This is a genomic window from Gaoshiqia sp. US2 (assembly GCF_059705485.1).
The window spans coordinates 5,694,432-5,712,046 of record NZ_AP048550.1 but is presented as its reverse complement, the minus strand read 5'-3'; the positions used below and the strand labels follow the sequence as shown (position 1 = coordinate 5,712,046).

General features: G+C 43.9%; 12 protein-coding genes. All 12 read right to left on the bottom strand.

Annotated features, from left to right (window positions below):
- Positions 1-107: 107 nt before the first annotated feature.
- A complete protein-coding gene (locus tag AC6H3C_RS22955; protein ID WP_497516513.1) occupies positions 108-1,574 on the bottom strand; it encodes an ISNCY family transposase in 1,467 nt (488 codons plus the stop codon).
- A gap of 265 nt (positions 1,575-1,839) precedes the next feature.
- Positions 1,840-2,235: a hypothetical protein gene (locus AC6H3C_RS22950; protein WP_497517912.1), complete on the bottom strand. Its 396-nt coding sequence runs from the start codon at positions 2,233-2,235 to the stop codon at positions 1,840-1,842.
- A gap of 239 nt (positions 2,236-2,474) precedes the next feature.
- Positions 2,475-3,254, bottom strand: a complete 780-nt coding sequence (locus tag AC6H3C_RS22945; protein WP_497517911.1) for a glucose-6-phosphate isomerase family protein — start codon at positions 3,252-3,254, stop codon at positions 2,475-2,477.
- 11 nt (positions 3,255-3,265) lie between these two features.
- On the bottom strand, positions 3,266-5,044 hold the full coding sequence (locus tag AC6H3C_RS22940) for a class I mannose-6-phosphate isomerase (protein ID WP_497517910.1): 1,779 nt from the start codon (positions 5,042-5,044) through the stop codon (positions 3,266-3,268).
- 25 nt (positions 5,045-5,069) lie between these two features.
- Positions 5,070-6,029 (bottom strand): ROK family protein, encoded by a 960-nt coding sequence (locus AC6H3C_RS22935; RefSeq protein WP_497517908.1) that lies wholly within the window; start codon positions 6,027-6,029, stop codon positions 5,070-5,072.
- Positions 6,026-7,459, bottom strand: coding sequence for a sugar porter family MFS transporter (locus tag AC6H3C_RS22930; RefSeq protein WP_497517907.1), 1,434 nt, complete (start codon positions 7,457-7,459; stop codon positions 6,026-6,028). Before AC6H3C_RS22930 ends, AC6H3C_RS22935 begins: the two co-directional genes overlap by 4 nt.
- Complete coding sequence (locus AC6H3C_RS22925; protein WP_497517906.1) at positions 7,363-7,926, bottom strand: glucose-6-phosphate isomerase family protein; 564 nt, start codon at positions 7,924-7,926, stop codon at positions 7,363-7,365. The genes AC6H3C_RS22930 and AC6H3C_RS22925 overlap by 97 nt, the downstream gene beginning before the upstream one ends.
- Positions 7,923-10,151: a glycoside hydrolase family 2 protein gene (locus tag AC6H3C_RS22920; RefSeq protein WP_497517905.1), complete on the bottom strand. Its 2,229-nt coding sequence runs from the start codon at positions 10,149-10,151 to the stop codon at positions 7,923-7,925. Before AC6H3C_RS22920 ends, AC6H3C_RS22925 begins: the two co-directional genes overlap by 4 nt.
- Before the next feature lie 56 nt (positions 10,152-10,207).
- Positions 10,208-12,391, bottom strand: a complete 2,184-nt coding sequence (locus AC6H3C_RS22915) for a glycoside hydrolase family 2 TIM barrel-domain containing protein (RefSeq protein WP_497517903.1) — start codon at positions 12,389-12,391, stop codon at positions 10,208-10,210.
- Between the two features lie 100 nt (positions 12,392-12,491).
- On the bottom strand, positions 12,492-14,315 hold the full coding sequence (locus tag AC6H3C_RS22910) for a sulfatase-like hydrolase/transferase (RefSeq protein ID WP_497517902.1): 1,824 nt from the start codon (positions 14,313-14,315) through the stop codon (positions 12,492-12,494).
- A gap of 90 nt (positions 14,316-14,405) precedes the next feature.
- Positions 14,406-16,196, bottom strand: a complete 1,791-nt coding sequence (locus tag AC6H3C_RS22905; RefSeq protein ID WP_497517900.1) for a hypothetical protein — start codon at positions 16,194-16,196, stop codon at positions 14,406-14,408.
- Between the two features lie 22 nt (positions 16,197-16,218).
- A complete protein-coding gene (locus tag AC6H3C_RS22900; RefSeq protein WP_497517899.1) occupies positions 16,219-17,610 on the bottom strand; it encodes a sialate O-acetylesterase in 1,392 nt (463 codons plus the stop codon).
- Positions 17,611-17,615: the final 5 nt, after the last annotated feature.

Below are 17,615 nucleotides of genomic sequence, written 5' to 3'. Positions count from 1 at the left end.
GTAATTTTCGCCACCGAAAATTGGGTTTTCGGTGTAATTTTTTAGTTTCCAGGCATAATTCTCCCTTTCATGTTTAATTTTCATGTTTTTTCCTTGAACCGATTTTACTAAGCAGCTTTCCTAATCTGCTTGGTGGGCGCTTCAAGCGCTTCACGCTCCAACTTCAGGATTTGTTTCCCAATTTTCTTGAGGTTGTAGGCGCACACGCCCAACCCGATGTACTTTTTAAAATGCGCATAACTCCGGTCGGGACAACGGTCGAGCCCCCGGTGTTCCAATTCGTTGATGTTTGATTCGATCGCGCTGTGCTTGTTTTTCAGTTTTTTAAATGACCTGCTGCGTTCTTCCTTTTTCTCTTTTTTGTTGCGCTTCCCAAGTTTGGGGATGATAACCTGGTCAACTTCCAACTGAAGGGTTTCCTTGTTTTCTTTTAACCAGTAGCCTTTGTCGAAGCTCCACGATGCGACTTTATGTTCTGTTAAAATCCTGTCGGCCATTTCGATAACAATGTCCCGGTCTTGTTGTTGTTCCATTATTTGGTAATCCACGATCAGCCCCCACTGGTCGGTGGTGATGTTCAGTTTTTTGCCCAGTTCAACACTGGGGTTCATCTTCCCTTTTGTAATCCACTCGGTGTAGGTTTCAAATACCGAAAACATCTTTTCTTCATGCGGAATGGTTTCGCCTTTTAATATACGCCTGTCGACCAGGTCAATATGCTTTTCAAGAAGTTCCATGTAGTGCTCCAACGTAATGATCAATACCAGATCGCCCATGTCCGTTAGCGGGAAACCGGACTTTTCTTCGTTTAGTTTTTTGAGCAATAACCTTGATTTATTGAGGTATTCTTCGGCCGCGGCAACTACTTTTTCTTTCTTGTTTTTGCCTCCTGAACGGTTGGCATGGCCCAAATTGCGCATCAACTTTTTCAACTCTGTACGCCAATTGCCGATCTTGCGCCAACCTCCAATATCCTTATGTTTGTTCATTATCCTTGAAACGGTGCCGATGCATTTTCGGGCACAGTCCCACAACAGGTTGTAGTCTGTGGGGAAATGAACATTGCTTTCAACAACAAAACTATCTGATTTTAAGCGCAATGCTGTATGTTCTTTTTTTTTAAACACCTCTCCATGCCCAAAATCCAGGATTACCTTGTTTAATTCCCAAACCATTTCATCGCTAAGCAGGGCGACATTGTCATAAATATTCTGGTATTCAAACTCGATACGTTCAAAACCAAAGCCCTTTTCTACGCCCATCAAACACCGCATATTGTGGTGGTTGTTTGCCTGATCGTGCAACACATCATAACTTAAATTCAAACACAAGCGAACCTGGGCCAAAACAAAAATACTCCATAGGTCCATTCCTGTCCTTCCCGTATTTTTCTTCCCGGAATTGATATGATCTTCCAAAATACTGAATATCTCTTCGTTGTATTTCTTGTTGCAATAGATCGCCTTCAACGCTGCTAAAAGTTGATCTAAAGCATTCTTGCTTTTGGGATTAATATAAGTAGCTTCGATTGGCAATTGCCCTAACCCCAATTGTTGTTCGAATCTTTTTCTCATGGTTCAATCTTTTTTTGTCAAGTGGTCAAAATATCCTATCCTCATGTAATAATACCCTGAATATCTGCACTATAATCAACTTATCAAAACAATTAACCCAAAAGATTCAAAAAAGATATCAATACTATATTGTTGATCTATAAATTATTGCAGGTTTTCTTAGAGACACTAAGTATGTTTGTACCCTTTGTTCCAGTAGTAACTGTATCTATCGAAAGATTTAACGATTTGCAGCAATAATGTGAATAGGATTAACAAAAAAACTTTACCATTTTATTCCTCTCTTACGATTCTTGATTATCTTCTTTCTATTTCTAAAGTTATTTTCATTCGAATAGTTGGGTATCGACCGCAGCAAATCAACCAGCCTTCTCGAATTTCCCAGGCGATTATTTATAGTATGATTTGATTTATCCATAGAATGACCATCGAAAAGCTCAATCCGTTCAGCTTTCCCTTTCGACAGATAAAACTTCGGCCTTTCTTCATAGTCTGACATCTTAATTGAATACCGAACCGGGTTCCCATTTTCATCAATTACAAATATCGAATTTTCTTTTTGAGCTTCCTGTATTTCAATATGAAATAGTTTTAGCGCACCATTATACAACTGGTCACTGGTAATAAAATTCATCCAGTGGAATCCCGTGAATAGATTCATGAGGTTTTGTTTCAGGTACTTGCTCGTTGGTCAAATTTCAGATTAATCTTTTTCTTTGGTTTATAATTTCATTGGTTATTGATACGTTTGTTCAAGGTCTTTAATGAACCGAAGTACCTTTTTTTTGCAAAATTTACCAATTAAGTATGCCCTATATCGCAGATGAATTTCACAATGGGAGTAAAAAAATTAGCAGCTCTTATATTTTGAGAACCATGGTACTTTTTCTTCAAAATCATTTAAGGTTTAAAGTTGATCCAGACATCCTTTAGCAATTGCGGTTGCGGTACGAACAAAAATTTCTCGGGGTTTTCCTCAAACTGGGTATAGATGGGTTTTCCAGGCTCGATATCCAACTGGCCGTAATTTCCAGGTGTTTTCACAATCAATTCGCTGGTGCGGTAACTCGGGTTCTTATGCCATTTAATTTCGCCTGAAGGAGAAACAACCGGGAACCAGGCCAGTCCGTTATGCGCCCGTACATCATCGTATTCAAAACCGTATTCGCGGTCGCACCAGGCCCCGAACGTGAGCGGTTGTTCCGGATCGGCGCTGATGGTGGCATGTGCCCAATACGGCGGGACAATCACGACTTCCCCGGGACCGGCAACCACGGCATAACAGCGCCCCGGGTTATCTTTGGCGGTTTCCTGCATATAAATAATTGCTTTGCCCGACCATATCTCGTACACTTCCGGGGTTGACCAGCCGCTCAAAGGCGAAACTTTATGGATATGCCCCTGGCTGCGGACGGGTTCGTCGCCCAGCTTCCCGGCGGCATAAGTGACGCAACCGTACAACAGGTGCAGTTCTTTCAAAAGGGGCAAATGTTCCGACTTGCCAACATCCATGGCAATGGAATAAACCGGGTCGGGCCCGGTGCACTTCGGATCGCGTAGGCTCTTTCGGATCGAATCAAGCGAACGGTTTTCCACTTTAGGGCCAAATACCCCCGGGCCGTATTGAAAGCCCATTGGATGGGTTGTTGGCCGAATATCAAATCCAGGATCAAAAATCATAACTCCAATATTTAAAATCTCACATAAGCTTTCATTGTCCCGCAGGTTTTCCCTTCGGATGTCCCATGAGGACGAATGGTGTAAGCGCCCACTTTTGCCGGGACGATAAACACTTCGGCATAATAGACCACGAATGGTTCAAAAGAGTTGGACGGGCTCTCAACGATCACTTCGTCCCCTTCAACCAGGCAAACAACATGTACCCCGCCGTTGGTATGATGTTCTACCCGTTTGGTGAACCAATGCCTACGGGTTTCAATAAACTCACGTTCATGCAACCCGGTCCGTTCTTCGGACCAGCCATCGCCCTCAGCAACCTTTTCTACCCGGTTCACCAGGTTTTGGCGTGTCCACCCGGTGCCCCGGTCCCACTGGATGACTTTTTTGCCATGCTCGATATTTATTGGACGGGGTTTGCCGTCAAGCCCTAAGCGGCCCCAGTCCCAAAGCTTGAACGTAAAAATGTAAGGGGTGGCGCTGATTTCGAGCACCATGCTGTTTTTGCCCGAACAATGTACCGTTCCGGCAGGGATCAGCACATGGTCGTGCTTTTTTACCGGCCATGTCTCAACGTATTTTTCAGCTTCGAAAGTTTTCCCGCCGGATTGGGCTTCCTCCAGTTCTGCCAGCATCTGCTCAGGATCGATGCCTTCTTTTAAACCAAGGTAAACAATAGCATCATCTTCGGTATCCATCATGTAATAACTTTCGTCCTGCGTGTAATGAATCCCGAATTTTTCCTGTATGTATTCCGTAAGTGGGTGGACCTGAAGGCTCAGGTTCCCACCATCCATCGTATCCAGAAAGTCAAAACGGATCGGGAATTCATCACCAAAACGGGCATGTACAGGATCGCCCAGCAGCTCGCGCGGGTGACAGAAAACCAAATCGATGGATGGGATTTCAATTATATCGTCACCAAATTTTAATAGCAGGCTGTTTTCTTCCGGTACGCAGTTAAAGCACCATGCGTAATTTTGCGGCTCCGGGTCGAGGTTGCACACCTCTTTCATCCACTGCCCGCCCCACGGACCGGGGTCAAAGAAGGGAACCACGCTGAATGGCTGCCGACTGGCGAGTTCCAGCCCTTCGAGGATAGCTTTTCCTTCCATAAGTTTTGGGTGGCCAATTTTATTGGTATCAAGCAGGAAGTCCCACTTGTCGAAGAGTTGTTTTTTCAGACGGTCGCACACACGCCAGTCCACAAAGAAACCCTGTTTGTAAAGCAGCATCCAGTCGGCGGTGTCGCGGTTCTTTACTCCCAGGTTGTCCACCAGGTGACGGCGCATGCGCAATTGGATTTCCCAGCGGGCCATATCGGCATAAACCAACAGGTCGGGTTCAGGGCAAATATGGGCAGCGCCGGTTCCATAAATCACAACGGTTCCCTCCTCCAATCCGGCAAGTTCGTTTTGTAATTGCTTTACCTTTTCCGGATCATAAAAAGCGTCGATTTCCAGCCGGGTCAAATAGCCAAAAATCCGGTCTTCGGTTACATCCGGGTAAACCAGTTTCTTTACTTCATCTTCCGGCAACATCAATTCTTCTGCCCGGACAAACCGGTCGCATTGCAGTCCGGATTCCAGGTGGTGCATTACTTCCCCGTGAATCACTCCCTGGTAAGTTTCCACAACCACCAGCTTTTTTCCCCCCTTCAGATTCTGAATTGCATGATTCAGTTCGGCAACAATGTTATTCCATCCGGTGGTTACACGATACGCCTTGTTTTTCACCTCAACGTATGGGGTGTTGTTGAATTTCGAAGGTTTGTTCAAATATTTTTTCACCATAATCTTAATTTGTTCTCCACACTATTTATTGTTCTGTTATTCTTTCTTCAGAAGACCTAACCAAATAATCCGCACCGTAAAGCGCTGCTGTATTTATATTTTTGGCTTTCAGCAATTTCACTTTTCCCCAGGGTGTCCAGGCATATTGGCTCACGCGTTTCTGCAATTCGGGCAAAATAACAGCGGCGCTTTTCAAAATGCCTCCACTCAAAATAATTATCTCCGGATCAAAGGCGTGGATCATTGAGATTAAACCGGACGACCATACCGAAAAACAGTGGTCGAGGATTTCGTTTGCCAAAAAGTCGTTTTGGGCCGCATTTCTGAATAATGCTTCATAGTCCAGTAATTTTTCGTTTTTTAAAGAACTGGAAGCAAAAAATGAATGGCCTTTTATCAATTCCGGCAAACGCCAGGTGGAAGCTTCCGATTCCATACAGCCGATGTTCCCGCAGGTGCAAACCGTTCCCCGGTGGTTAACGGTAAAATGCCCGGCAAGATTCCCTGCCTGGAAATGTTTGCCTCTCAGCAGTTTTCCCTCGATAAGGACCGCAGAGCCAATGCCGGTTCCCAGGGTAACCATCACAATGTTTTCAATCCCTTGTCCTGCGCCATGCCGCCATTCGCCAAGCAGCGCCATCCGGGCGTCATTTTCCAGGTAAAGCGGCAGGTTCCAGGTCTCTTTTGCCCAACGGGGTAAATCCAGGTCCGGCGCATCGTCGTACTTTTTGTTGGTGGAAAGGACGCGGTTGTGCGCCGAATCAACCAGTCCCGGAAACGAAAACCCGATTCCCAGTATTTCTTTCACTTCCACACGGTGACTTTCCAGCAGGCGGCCAATCATTTTTTCGATCTCCGGCAGATTATTTTTCAATCCTTTCCCCGAAGTCGCTTTTTCGGTAACAGAGCCCAACAGCTTTTTACCGTCGAGCAAGCCTACCTTTATTATTGTCCCTCCGAGATCTATTGCGATTGTATTCATCATTTTATTAGTTCCGTTTCAAGTTCTTCCAGCGTTCTTCCTTTTGTTTCTGGAACGAAGCGCCATACATACCAAAGGTTTACCAGGCAAATCAGGGCGAAAATCAAAAATGTAAGGGCCCCGCTCAATGTTTCGAGCATAACCGGGAAAACGATGGCTATAATCGTTGCTGATACCCACAAAGCCACCAGTGCCACCGACATTCCCTTACTACGCAGCCGGTTTGGGAAAATCTCGGAAACAACCACCCACAACGCCGGGCCAAGCGACGCTGCAAAAAAGGCAATGTAGCCCAGGATAAAAATCAAAACAAGCAGACCGCTTGCCGCTTCCAGAAAATAGAGCAGCGACAGCCCGGCCAGCATCACCGTCATCCCCAGCGAGCCAGCCAGGATGAGAAATTTGCGTCCAAACCGGTCGATAAACAACATAGCGACTACCGTAAAAACCAGGTTTGTTCCGCCAATTGCAATGGTTTGGAGCAGGGCTGTGTCGTTCGACTGCCCGATTTGTGCAAAAATTTTCGGCGCGTAATACATGATCGTATTGATGCCCGTAATTTGCTGAAACACGGCCAGGATGATGCCTACCCAGAGGATGGGCTTCACCTTGGGTGTCAGCAATTCCCGGTAGTTGGCTTCTTCATGGTTTTGCAGGGTTTGCCGGATTTCACCCAATTCTTTCCGGGCCAAATCCTCTCCCACTGTTTTGACCAGCACGTCGAATGCGTTATCGTCCCTGTTCCGGGCGACCAGCCAGCGCGGGCTTTCAGGAACCAGAAACAGGCTGAAAAACAACAAAAGGGCAGGAGCCGTCATCACCAGCAGCATCCAGCGCCAGTTGTTTTCCCCGGTATCCACCAGCAGGTAATTGCTGAAAAAGGCTATCAGTATCCCAACCACGATGGCCAGTTGGTTCAGCGAAACCAGTGTACCGCGGTATTTGGCCGGGGCCAGTTCTGTAATGTACATGGGAGACAGAATTGAAGCAACTCCAACTGCAAGTCCGCCCAGAACCCTGGCAAACAGGAAAAAAATCAAACTATGTGCTGACGCGCTGCCAACGGCTGATACAAAAAATAACGAAGCCGCCAGCATCAGTACTTTTTTACGCCCGTAACGGTCGCCGGCTTTTCCGGCCAGCATTACCCCGCCAATACACCCGAACAGGAGGCTGCTCACGGTCCAGCCCAGCCCGGCTTCGGACAGGCCGAAATAGGGCTGGATAAAATTGATAGTGCCTGATATGACAGCGGTATCGAAACCAAATAAAAGCCCGCCCAGTGCGGCTACTACTGATATGAGAATAACGTATGCCTTCATTTTTAATAGGTTATTTAAACTAATTTTGGCGCTCCGTTCACTTCCAGCAGCCTGGCTGAAAAACCGTTCACGGCAATTTCTTCGTAATCGTGGCCCGCATCCGACGGCCAACAGGCCCCGACGATAAGGCTTTCATCGCCCGTGTTTGCCAGCCGGTGGGCTATTTCACTGCCAATGTAGTGCAGGCTTCCGGGATACACTTCTTCGGCCCAGGTATTTCGGTCCCGGTCCATCAAAATCAACATGCCTTTCCCTTGCACTCCCCAGTAAAATTCGGCACGGTCGGACTGCGAATGAAAATGTCCTTTGGTCATAAAATATTCGTTGCCTACTTTTCCCGGGAAAATGGTGGAAACTCCAAAGAAAAGCCCGCCGGGAGTCCCTTCTGAAATCGGCAACCACGACTGCACCGAGTAGGCGGGAATCTCAGGGGTCCGACTTCGCCAAGATTCCTGATCAAGAAAAATCCCGGCTATGTCTTTCAATAACCTGGTTTGGGCAACGATCGGGGCCCCTTTCATTTGGTAATTTTTGAGGTTCATCTCAACAGGAGATTTGCAGATTTCTAAATGCTTCATTTGCTTATCGGGGTTAAATTGAAATACTTGTATTCTTTTGCCTCTCCAACTTTCAGGAATCGGCGACTGATCACTGGTCGTCCATTTTCGGGTGTAAATTCAGCGACAAGCACATAACCTCCGGCTTTGGTTGGCAAAACGATTGAAACAGGAATATTGGTACATAGGTATGATTCGAGTTTTACTATCAAGTCTTGACCTAAAGCACTTTCGCCCGTTTCATTTATTAGTTTTACGTTGACTGTGCCGTTGACTGCTTTAGTTAAGTTATTGATTCCATATAGATTAAACATTAAAGTGGAACCAAGTTTGTGAGGCGGAAGAATTTTAGTGTATCGTTCATCGGTGAGGTTAATAAATGTAGCTACTGGTGCAAAAGCGTGTTGGAACCAATCGAGTGTAGGCGTAGGTTTCAGGTCTTTGATGTTTCCGGCAAACCAGTCGCCGGTATAGCCGTAATTGTTGGCTAAGTAGCAGAAGGCCAAGACCCCGGCAATGGAAGGTTCGCTACGTAGCCATTCGGTTTCCAACTGCATCCAGTAGGCTTGTAACTCCCAATTTTGTTGTGGGGTAGAGTTTTTGCCCAAATAATATTCGTAGGTGTTAACGGTTAGCTTGCTGGGCATTCCGTTGCGCCACAGCCAAATCCAACCGTATTCATTCACCAATTGTGCTGAACTTGAACCTTGCATTTCTATAAGACGATCGGGTTTAAAATCTAATTTTCCAAGTGGATAAAAGTTTTTATTCGCACCCGGCTGCAAACTACTGATTCTCCCCATGTAAGGGTGCGGTTCGTCCATCTCGTCTTGTTGCATTTGGTCGGCAGTCATATAACCCGCGTCCCAAACGCGGGTTGGATCGAGCAGCTTCAAGTCAGGAATCAATGTGTTTCCTATGAAGTCGTCCCAGTTTTCGTTAATGGCATCCCATATTGCTATACTCGGATGGGTTCCATCAGTCCAAACCCAGTCGGTATATTCCTTTCGGATCTGATCGTCCCAGCCATGGTTTTGCCAATACAACCATTCGTTCTGAAACAACAATCCGTATTCGTCAGCGATATCGTACCAAAAATCAGGAGCAATGCCCGCACAAATGCGCATCATGTTCCAGTTCAATTGCCTCGGATAATCAACCAGCAGTTTTTTTACCCATTCCCTGTCCCAAACCAGGTTGCTGCAATCCGGATCTTCAAAAAAGCGTTGAAGGGTAACATTGGTTCCCCGGAGAATGATTTTCTCACCATTCAGGTAAAAGAATTTCCCTTTCCGGGTAAAGTCGCGCATTCCAAACTGTTTACCTATTTCGTCGGAAGTGCCTTGGTCTGTTTTTAGAGTTGCCTTTGCAACATAGAGAAAAGGTTGATCGGGAGACCAATTAGTGAATTTCAATAGTGGAATTTCAAGAACAGCTTCTGTATTGTTATCGCGTTTGGCAGCGAATCGCCCGCTTTTGCTGGCAACCACTTTACCCGTTAGTTTTTCGGCAATCGAAATGTCCAATGTTACCGAATCGCTCATGGCATCGCCGTAGAAAATCTGTGCAGGTTTAAAATTGCGCAACTGTGCCTTTACCGTCACTTTTTTACCTGCAACCGATGGCAAAACCAACAACCGGTGTACCCGAACGCTGCCAGTAAACGAAAGCAGCACATCGTCCCAAATTCCGGGGAGATAATGTTCCTTTTCTTTGTCGGTTCCTCCGGCAGCTTCGGATGGAAGCCAAACCCGGTCGCCGACTTTAATCAGAATTTCGTTTTCGACCCCAAATTTCAGGGCTGTGGAAATTGGAAATTCCACAGGAGTGTAACAGGCCATCGAAGTTCCCATGTCGATGCCATTCACATACACCTGGGTAACGTACTGACTCTTTTTGATGGTGATCGTAGCCTCTTTGCCCTCCAATTCTTTAGCCAAAAAAACCGATTTCCGGTACCAGCTGTATCGAGGGGTATAATCAATATTGTAAAGATTATGCTGTACTTTGGCTTCAACCTGATCGGCACGTTTAAAAAACTTGTTGTAGTCGTCAATTTTCGGAGTTACCAAATGCACCAGGCCGGGAACAGGAATGGTTCGCGTAAATTTCGCCGGAGGAAAGGCGTTGACGGTTTGATCAAATTGCCAGGTTCCGTTCAGGTTGATGACAATTCGTTCACCATCGCTGGCAGCACGGGCCAGAAGCGAAAAACAAAGTAGTAGTATAATAAACAGATATTTCATAATAGATTATTATTTATTGTTGGTAGTATCCAAAGAAAACAAATTATTACCCGAAGTTATGGGTTAAACAATACCCTGTATGCTTTTCCCTCGTCCAACTTGCCTACATAGACTCTCCGTCTGCTGATCGTATTCTCTTTACCATTATCGTAAATGGCACTTGCCTTTAACAGATAAGTACCTTCCTTTTCAGGAATATCAAGTGTAAGCCGATATGTATTCTGCCCGTTTGAGGGTATAAATATCTTGCTGTCGGACTGAATTGTATCGCCTCCGTTTACCGAAACCATGGTTAATCTCAATTTCCCGTTAATACTTTCATATTTATCATTGATAACAAATATCAGAAAATCCTTTTTTATCCCCGGGTCAATTGTCGGATGCCAGAAATTTAAATATACACCCACGGGTTTGAATGCCTCGCTCATATAATTGGCAAACTGCGGACGAAGTTTGAGATTGACGACATCCTTAAAATTGTCTGCCGTTACCTGCAGCTCACTTAAAGGCTGGCTATTACTCAGGTAAACAAAATGCAAAACTGCCGCGTATGTTCTATGCGCCCGAAAATATTCGGTTTCCGCAGCAAAAAAGTATGCCTGCGCTTCCAGTCTCTGTTCTGCAGTAGCATCTTCTCCTGTCAGCATCTCAAACACATTTTCTGTAAACTGGGTAGGACTGCCATCCCTGTTTAGCCAAAACCACCCATATTCATTGCAGATTTTTGCATGGGCGTTATTACGTCTATCAGGCTTCTGCTTCAAAACAGGAGCGGTTTCCTCAAGTATTTCAGGTCGAAAATCACTGTTTTTTCTATTGGCTACGTAACGGTGATACGGATGATCTTCCATCGGGTCATCGGGGCCCACCGGAAGATTCCAGCCATTTTCCCAAGGCCTGCCTGAAAGATCGAGCGGCCTCACCTCCGGGATCACTTCATTTCCCAGTATATCCACCTCCGTTTCGTTACATGCATCCCAGATCACCACGCTTGGATGGTTCCATGTATCTTCCATCCATTCACGGAACTGACCTACCATAACTTCTTTGGTCCACTCCTTCCTGTAATCATTTCCCCCTGACCAAATAAAAAATTCGTTCTGGATCAAAAGCCCAGCTTCATCGGCAATATCAAGCCATGCTTTCGGTACAGGGCCGACGCAATACCGGAAACTGTTCCAATGCATTTGCTTCGGGATATCAACCAGTAATTTTCTTACCCATGCCTCATCCCAGACATTTTTCATATTTTTAACTTCATCTTCAAAAAACCTGTGCAGGCAAATGTTGGACCCACGCATATAGTAGATTTTCCCATTGAGATACGCCTTTCCGGTAGCTGTTTCAAAATGAAACTCTCTCATTCCAAACCGTGTAGACACATTATCCCCGCTTGTTGTACTTTCCAGTTCATACAAAAAAGGATTTTCAGGCGACCACAATTGATGGTTTGGAACAGGTATCAACCTGGTAACGGTTTTTTCCTCTCCCGGTTCAAGAGATAATTCCGGGTTCCGTACATCAGAGACAAATTCCTTTTCTTTCCATGTTTTTATGACCTGATCGAGGGTTGTTGAAACCGATTTTTTTCCGTAATTTCTGACAGTCGTCTGAACGAGAATCTCGCCGGTTTCAATACGTGGGGCAATCTGAACTTTCGTTATTACCGGGTTGTCGCTGAAAGACACCGACACTTCATCATATATCCCTGGCGTCCATTTCAGTTTTTCATAGTCCATGCCTGTCGGGACCCAGGCAGGCAAAACATCGGGATGTGCACCGATCCTTACCAGTACTGTGTTGGTTTTTCCCCATAAAAGGGCATCAGAAATATTGAAACTTCCTGATGTAAAACAATTCAGTTGCTCTCCGACCTTTTTTCCATTCACCCATACTGCTGTTCCGAACTGGGCTTTACCAATTCTGAGAATGGCCACTTGCTTTGGATCAGGTGCCTTGAATTCTTTTTGATACCAAAAGTAATTTCGTTTTTGTCTGGTAACGCCCCTTTTTTGCCACAAACCGGTAGTATCGAGATCCGCCGGCAACTGTACTTTCCCAAATTTCATAACAAAACGGCCAACCATTTCGTTGGAATAGAACTCATCGACAAGCGGGAATGAGGGCGTTGCCAGCCTGACCAAGCCCGGTACAGGCACCTCGTGTTCAAAAGTGCGGGGAATGTGATCCCCTTCGACACTTTCTCCAATCTTCCAGTTGCCATTTAATGATAGTGTCACACGTTGAGAAAAGCTTAAACAAGGCGGCATCATCAAAAAAGTCAACAAAATAATTTGTAAATATCTTTTCATCTTAATGTATAATTTACGTTCTGAATAATTAATATTTATCCTTAACAACGACAATATCAATATAACCCAACGTTACCTGTTCAGTAAGGTCCGATGCTGATTCTGCAATTATACTCAGGCTCTTCATTCCTTTTGTCAAAGCAATCGGCTCAAAGCTGATTTCTTTGGAAGTTACTTCCTGTGCCTTAATTATAACATCGTCAACTTCAATAGCCAGTTTTGCACATTTGTCAAGTCCGTCATCTGCTTTAAGTTTGACAAAGTAGCGACCTGGGGTAACTACATCTACCATATAGTTGGCTTTATCTCCTTTCTGGGAAAAACCTTTCATTTGCCGACCTTCCAGCTTCACTGTTCCCTCAATTGCCTGTGCATAGCAGAGTGATATTCTTGAATTCTTTTCGATAGATTTATCAGCTAATTTCCGGCCAATTTGTTGAACTGGCATTCGAAATGCACGGCCACTTGTAATAATTTTCTCCCATTTCTGCCGACATTCGTCGGCCATTTGTTGTGCAATATCGGGGTATTTATTTATTACATTATTTTTCTCTCCCGAATCATTATGCAGATCATATAACGCGGAAGTGGCATCAGGAAGAGCGTGGTATTTAAAACGGGGACCTCGTATGATGAGATGATGCTCGCTATACCGGAGTTTTCGCGGGTCAGCAATAATTCCCTGTTCAGTTTTAGGAGATCCATCAAAAGAGATAGCTATCCGAAACACATTTGGATGCTCAATGGTTGCATCTTTATCTTTTAATACCGGCGCTATGCTTACGCCTGCAAATGGCTGATGACGTAACTTGCCGGAATCAATGCCAGTCATATCCAACAAGGTGGGCAAAACGTCCTCAACGCTTGCAAACTGACTGCTTTCTCCCGAAGCAATCACTTTAGGCCATCTGATTAGTAAAGGAACCCGGATCCCGTTGTCATATACAAGAGACTTATATCCACGAAAATGAGCAATATTTCGTTTTTCCCAATCTACACCAGGGACCTGACCGGATTTTCGATCCTGCAATTTTTGAACCTCCGGGCTGCTTGGACCGTTATCGCTCAGGAACACTACAATTGTGTTTTCTTCCTGACTGGTTTCTTGCAACGCATCCAATAGCTTGGCTATATTGGCATCCATTTGAGAAACAGACCCCCAGCATGCGGCGAGATTTTCCGAACACCCCATTAATTGATATGGATCTGAATATTTTTTATCACATATCCACGGCATGTGAGGAATAATATAATCGACCGATACAAACCAAGGCTTATCATTTGGCGATTGAATAAACTTTATGGCATGATCGGTGATAATATCGCATGTCCATCCTTCGTAAGCCACAAGTCCATTTTCAGTCCCTAATTTGGGATTGAGGTGCTGATAGCCTGTTACAGTCAATACATCGTCCCAACCATATTCCCAAGGCTCTGTACCAACAGGTTGGGCACAATCGCGTTTTCCAACCAGAAGGGTCCTGTAACCTGCCGATTTAAAAAATTGGGGCATCAGCGCTTCGTCCTTTCTAAGATTGGCGCGAGGGGGGACGCCCCATACTCCTGTAGACAAGTGGTTTCTTCCAGTTAAAAGCGATGAACGTGTTGGCGAACATGCCGGACAAACGACAAAATTATTTAGAAAAACAGATTCGCTTTTGAGTTTATCCAAAGCCGGTGTCTTAATAAGAGGATTGCCGGTAAAACCAAAATCGCCATAACCTTGATCATCACTGACAATCAGTAAAACGTTTGGTTGTTTTCCCTTACTCTCAGCATAACTTTTTACTGCCAGTCCACTGTTTAATGCTGCAATCAGCATTAGTGAAATCTTTCGGTTTATTGTCTTCATATAAGTTATTATTTGTGTTTCATTTTTATACTTTGATTACAATATGCTCAAACCATTAAATTATCGATGATTTTCATGGTAGAATTTTTGCTATTTATTAAAGACCAAAACCAATATCTCATCACCCTCGAGCGATGCAGATAGATTGGCTGTTTTACTTCGAGGAGGATAAATAATACTGGCTTTCCCTTCGGAAACAGGCTTAAGGCTTAATGATTGTTGCTGGAACTTTTCGTACTTCAAGAGATTCATTTCAACCATCTTCTGGGCTTTTGAAAAGTTTATTGCCATTTGCTTAACAGTTCCGTTATTTATGTGGTTACTATTGTAATACGGATTCAGGTTGTTATCCATTTTTAATTCAGTTTTCATTAGAGACGAGAATGAACTCGCGTTATTGAGCCATACAGCAGAGGCTTTTCCCAAATCTAATTCGTAGGGAAGAATTGAGAGAGGGATTGAGACAGATATTGTCATTGCCTCTTTAGAAAGTGGATTGACCGACCATGATGCCAAAATGACTGTAACACGATTTTCATTTACAAAAATTGCAGACGTAATATCCCTTTCCGGTTTTTCCGGCTGTAAAGTTCCTAACAAATAAGAATGATCTCCCCTCAAATGATCGAAAACAGAGTAAAACCAACCTACACTATTAAGAAAGAAAATATCTGATGTTTCTGTTTTGAAGTGTTCTGAACCTCCCCATGCCCAGCATTTATCCAAATACCCGGCTGCATGGCATCGAAACATAACCTGAAATTGCCATGAAGCACACCGTACAGCAGACATATAGTAGTTAGCCGGAATATCGTGACCGCCTAAAACCCCGTACTGATGAAATTCAAAGCTTAAACTATCGACAAAACTTTTTGGTTTCCCTCGCAAAACTTTTTTAAAACTTTCAACAGACAGGTCAGTCCGCTCTTTAGGGCTTAAATCCTTACTCTCAGGAAAAGAATGTGATGAGCGGGGAAGAGCTGCTACCGGCGAAGGTTTTGGCAAGCCCGCATAATTTTTCCCATTCACAAGATGGTCAAACAGTTTTGGATAGTCAACCGCATTGTTTGGGCCTGACGGATCACCCCCAATTTCTCCCGGAAGAATTTCTGCCTTGGGATAAACCTCTAAAATAGCTTTGGCAGAATAATCGTACAACTTTTCAAAGTCCGCTTGGTTACCTGTAAACGACTTGGTCTGAGTATATTCATTACCAATTTTAAACTTAAGGTTTTGTTGCACTTCCAACGGGTAAACCCTTTTCATTTCCAGACAAACGGCCTTAACAAAATCATACCACTCATTCCAATCACGCGGAGGTTCTGTTGAGCCATAAGGTCCGGCCTTACCGGGATCTCTACTCATATCCCATGGCACATTTTCTATACCAATGGTGAAATTCGTATAACCGTTGTCAATATATGGTTGCAGGCGCTCCCTTATCAAATTCAGGCGGTATTTTAACTTTCCGTTATCAAGGTATGCCAGATCATTTGTTTTTAACTGGGCGCCTCCGTGCGACCAGCTTTGGTTATAACCTCCCAGAAAGCGTGTTATGGAAAACTCATCTACAAAGAACACCTCTTTGTTACTGTTCTTTTTCATGTAAGGAAAATCGCTTCCTTTGCACCAAAAATCAGGCACCTTATTCAGGTTAAGGCCATTTTGTACCAAGTCGCCCTGAAGTTGAGTATGACGATAAAACCCAGTAAACATTCCCATATCTGTCAATGCCAAAGGATTTCCCTCCCCCCAATCTTTCATAATTAGTTTAGGAGATTTTAGATCATCTGTTGGCTTTTGTTCCCATTGGGCCGGATTCTGGGCATTTCCTACGAGCAATGCGAATACTAAAATCAATAATACAGGTATTTTTATCATAAATTAAACTTTAAAGTTCGTTTTATTCTTTTATTTTTTTTAATGTCTCGAAAGAAGATGCAGGTATGGCCTCATAGTTAAAAAGTTCCCCTATAACATAGTCTTTAAATGCATATCTGACGGCAATAGGTGCTTTAACTGTTTCGTTTGACACTGTAACACCGTCTTTAGTTATTTTTGCATTTGCAGGAACATATATGGTATCAGTTCCGGCAATTTCAAAATTCGTAAGATCTTTTCCAAAGGAAGTAAGGCCTGTTTCAGCATAATTAAACTTTATCAGTATTTCATTCCCTTTTATTTCCATTGATTTAAAGGTCGGCCCGCAATATGCAAATCCCGCCATATTGTATGTTTTTGCTAATGCCCAATAGAGTAACCTCTTTGCTACAACTTCCTTATCCATAGGGTGAATATTGTTCTCTTCTCCTGCATCTGTTAAAATCGCTATACCTGAATTTGGGATTACATCCATGCAATTGGTCATTGCCTGCCTCATATATGCCGAATTATGTTTATCCTTATAATGGTATGGAGATATTTGTGCGTAGTAAAACGGCAGGTTACCCATTTGCCAGCCGGTACGCCACTCTTTCACCATCGCGGGTAGTTGCCTTGCATATAGTTCCGGTGATGCGTGATTCCCTTCTCCCTGGTACCATAAGAACCCACGGATTCCAAAGCCCATGATAGGACAAATCATTCCATTAAAAAGTTCCGATGAATTCGCCTTACCTGAAGGGGTTCCGAGGGGGATATTAAATTCATCTGAAAGCAGTTTCTCGCTCATCCATGCTTCTATTTTAGTGCCACTGAAGGTTGATCTGATAATCCCAACCGGGACACCTAAAATCTCTTGTAACTGCTTTGCAAAAAGGTAGCCTACTGCACTAAATGCTGCAACCGATTCAGTGTTTGCGTCAATCCATATTCCCTTGCAATTAGTCGCAGGTTTTTCTGATTTCTGATGTTCAACAGTAAAAAGGCGAAGCTGCGAATTTCTTGCACGTATTATATAGTCGTTGCAATTCTTTATCTTCACAATGTTTGCCACACCCCTCATCGGAACTTCCATATTTGACTGACCTGAACATATCCAAACTTCACCTATTAATACATTATTCAAGGTTATTATAACTCCATCGTTGATATTAATGCTGTATGGACCACCGGCAACAGGCGTAGAAATCTTTGCCATCCACGTACCATCATTATTTACTGTTGTAGAAAAAGTCTCCTTTGTCCATGATGGAGCTATCATCACTTTTTTCCCCTTATTGGCTGTTCCCCAAATTGCAACAAGACTTTGCTGTTGAAAAACCATATTGTCAGAAAAAATTGATGCTAATTTGACCTCCCCCGGAGAAGTTAATTGGCTCACTATAAATAACAAAAAAAAAACTGACTTTTTCATCTTAT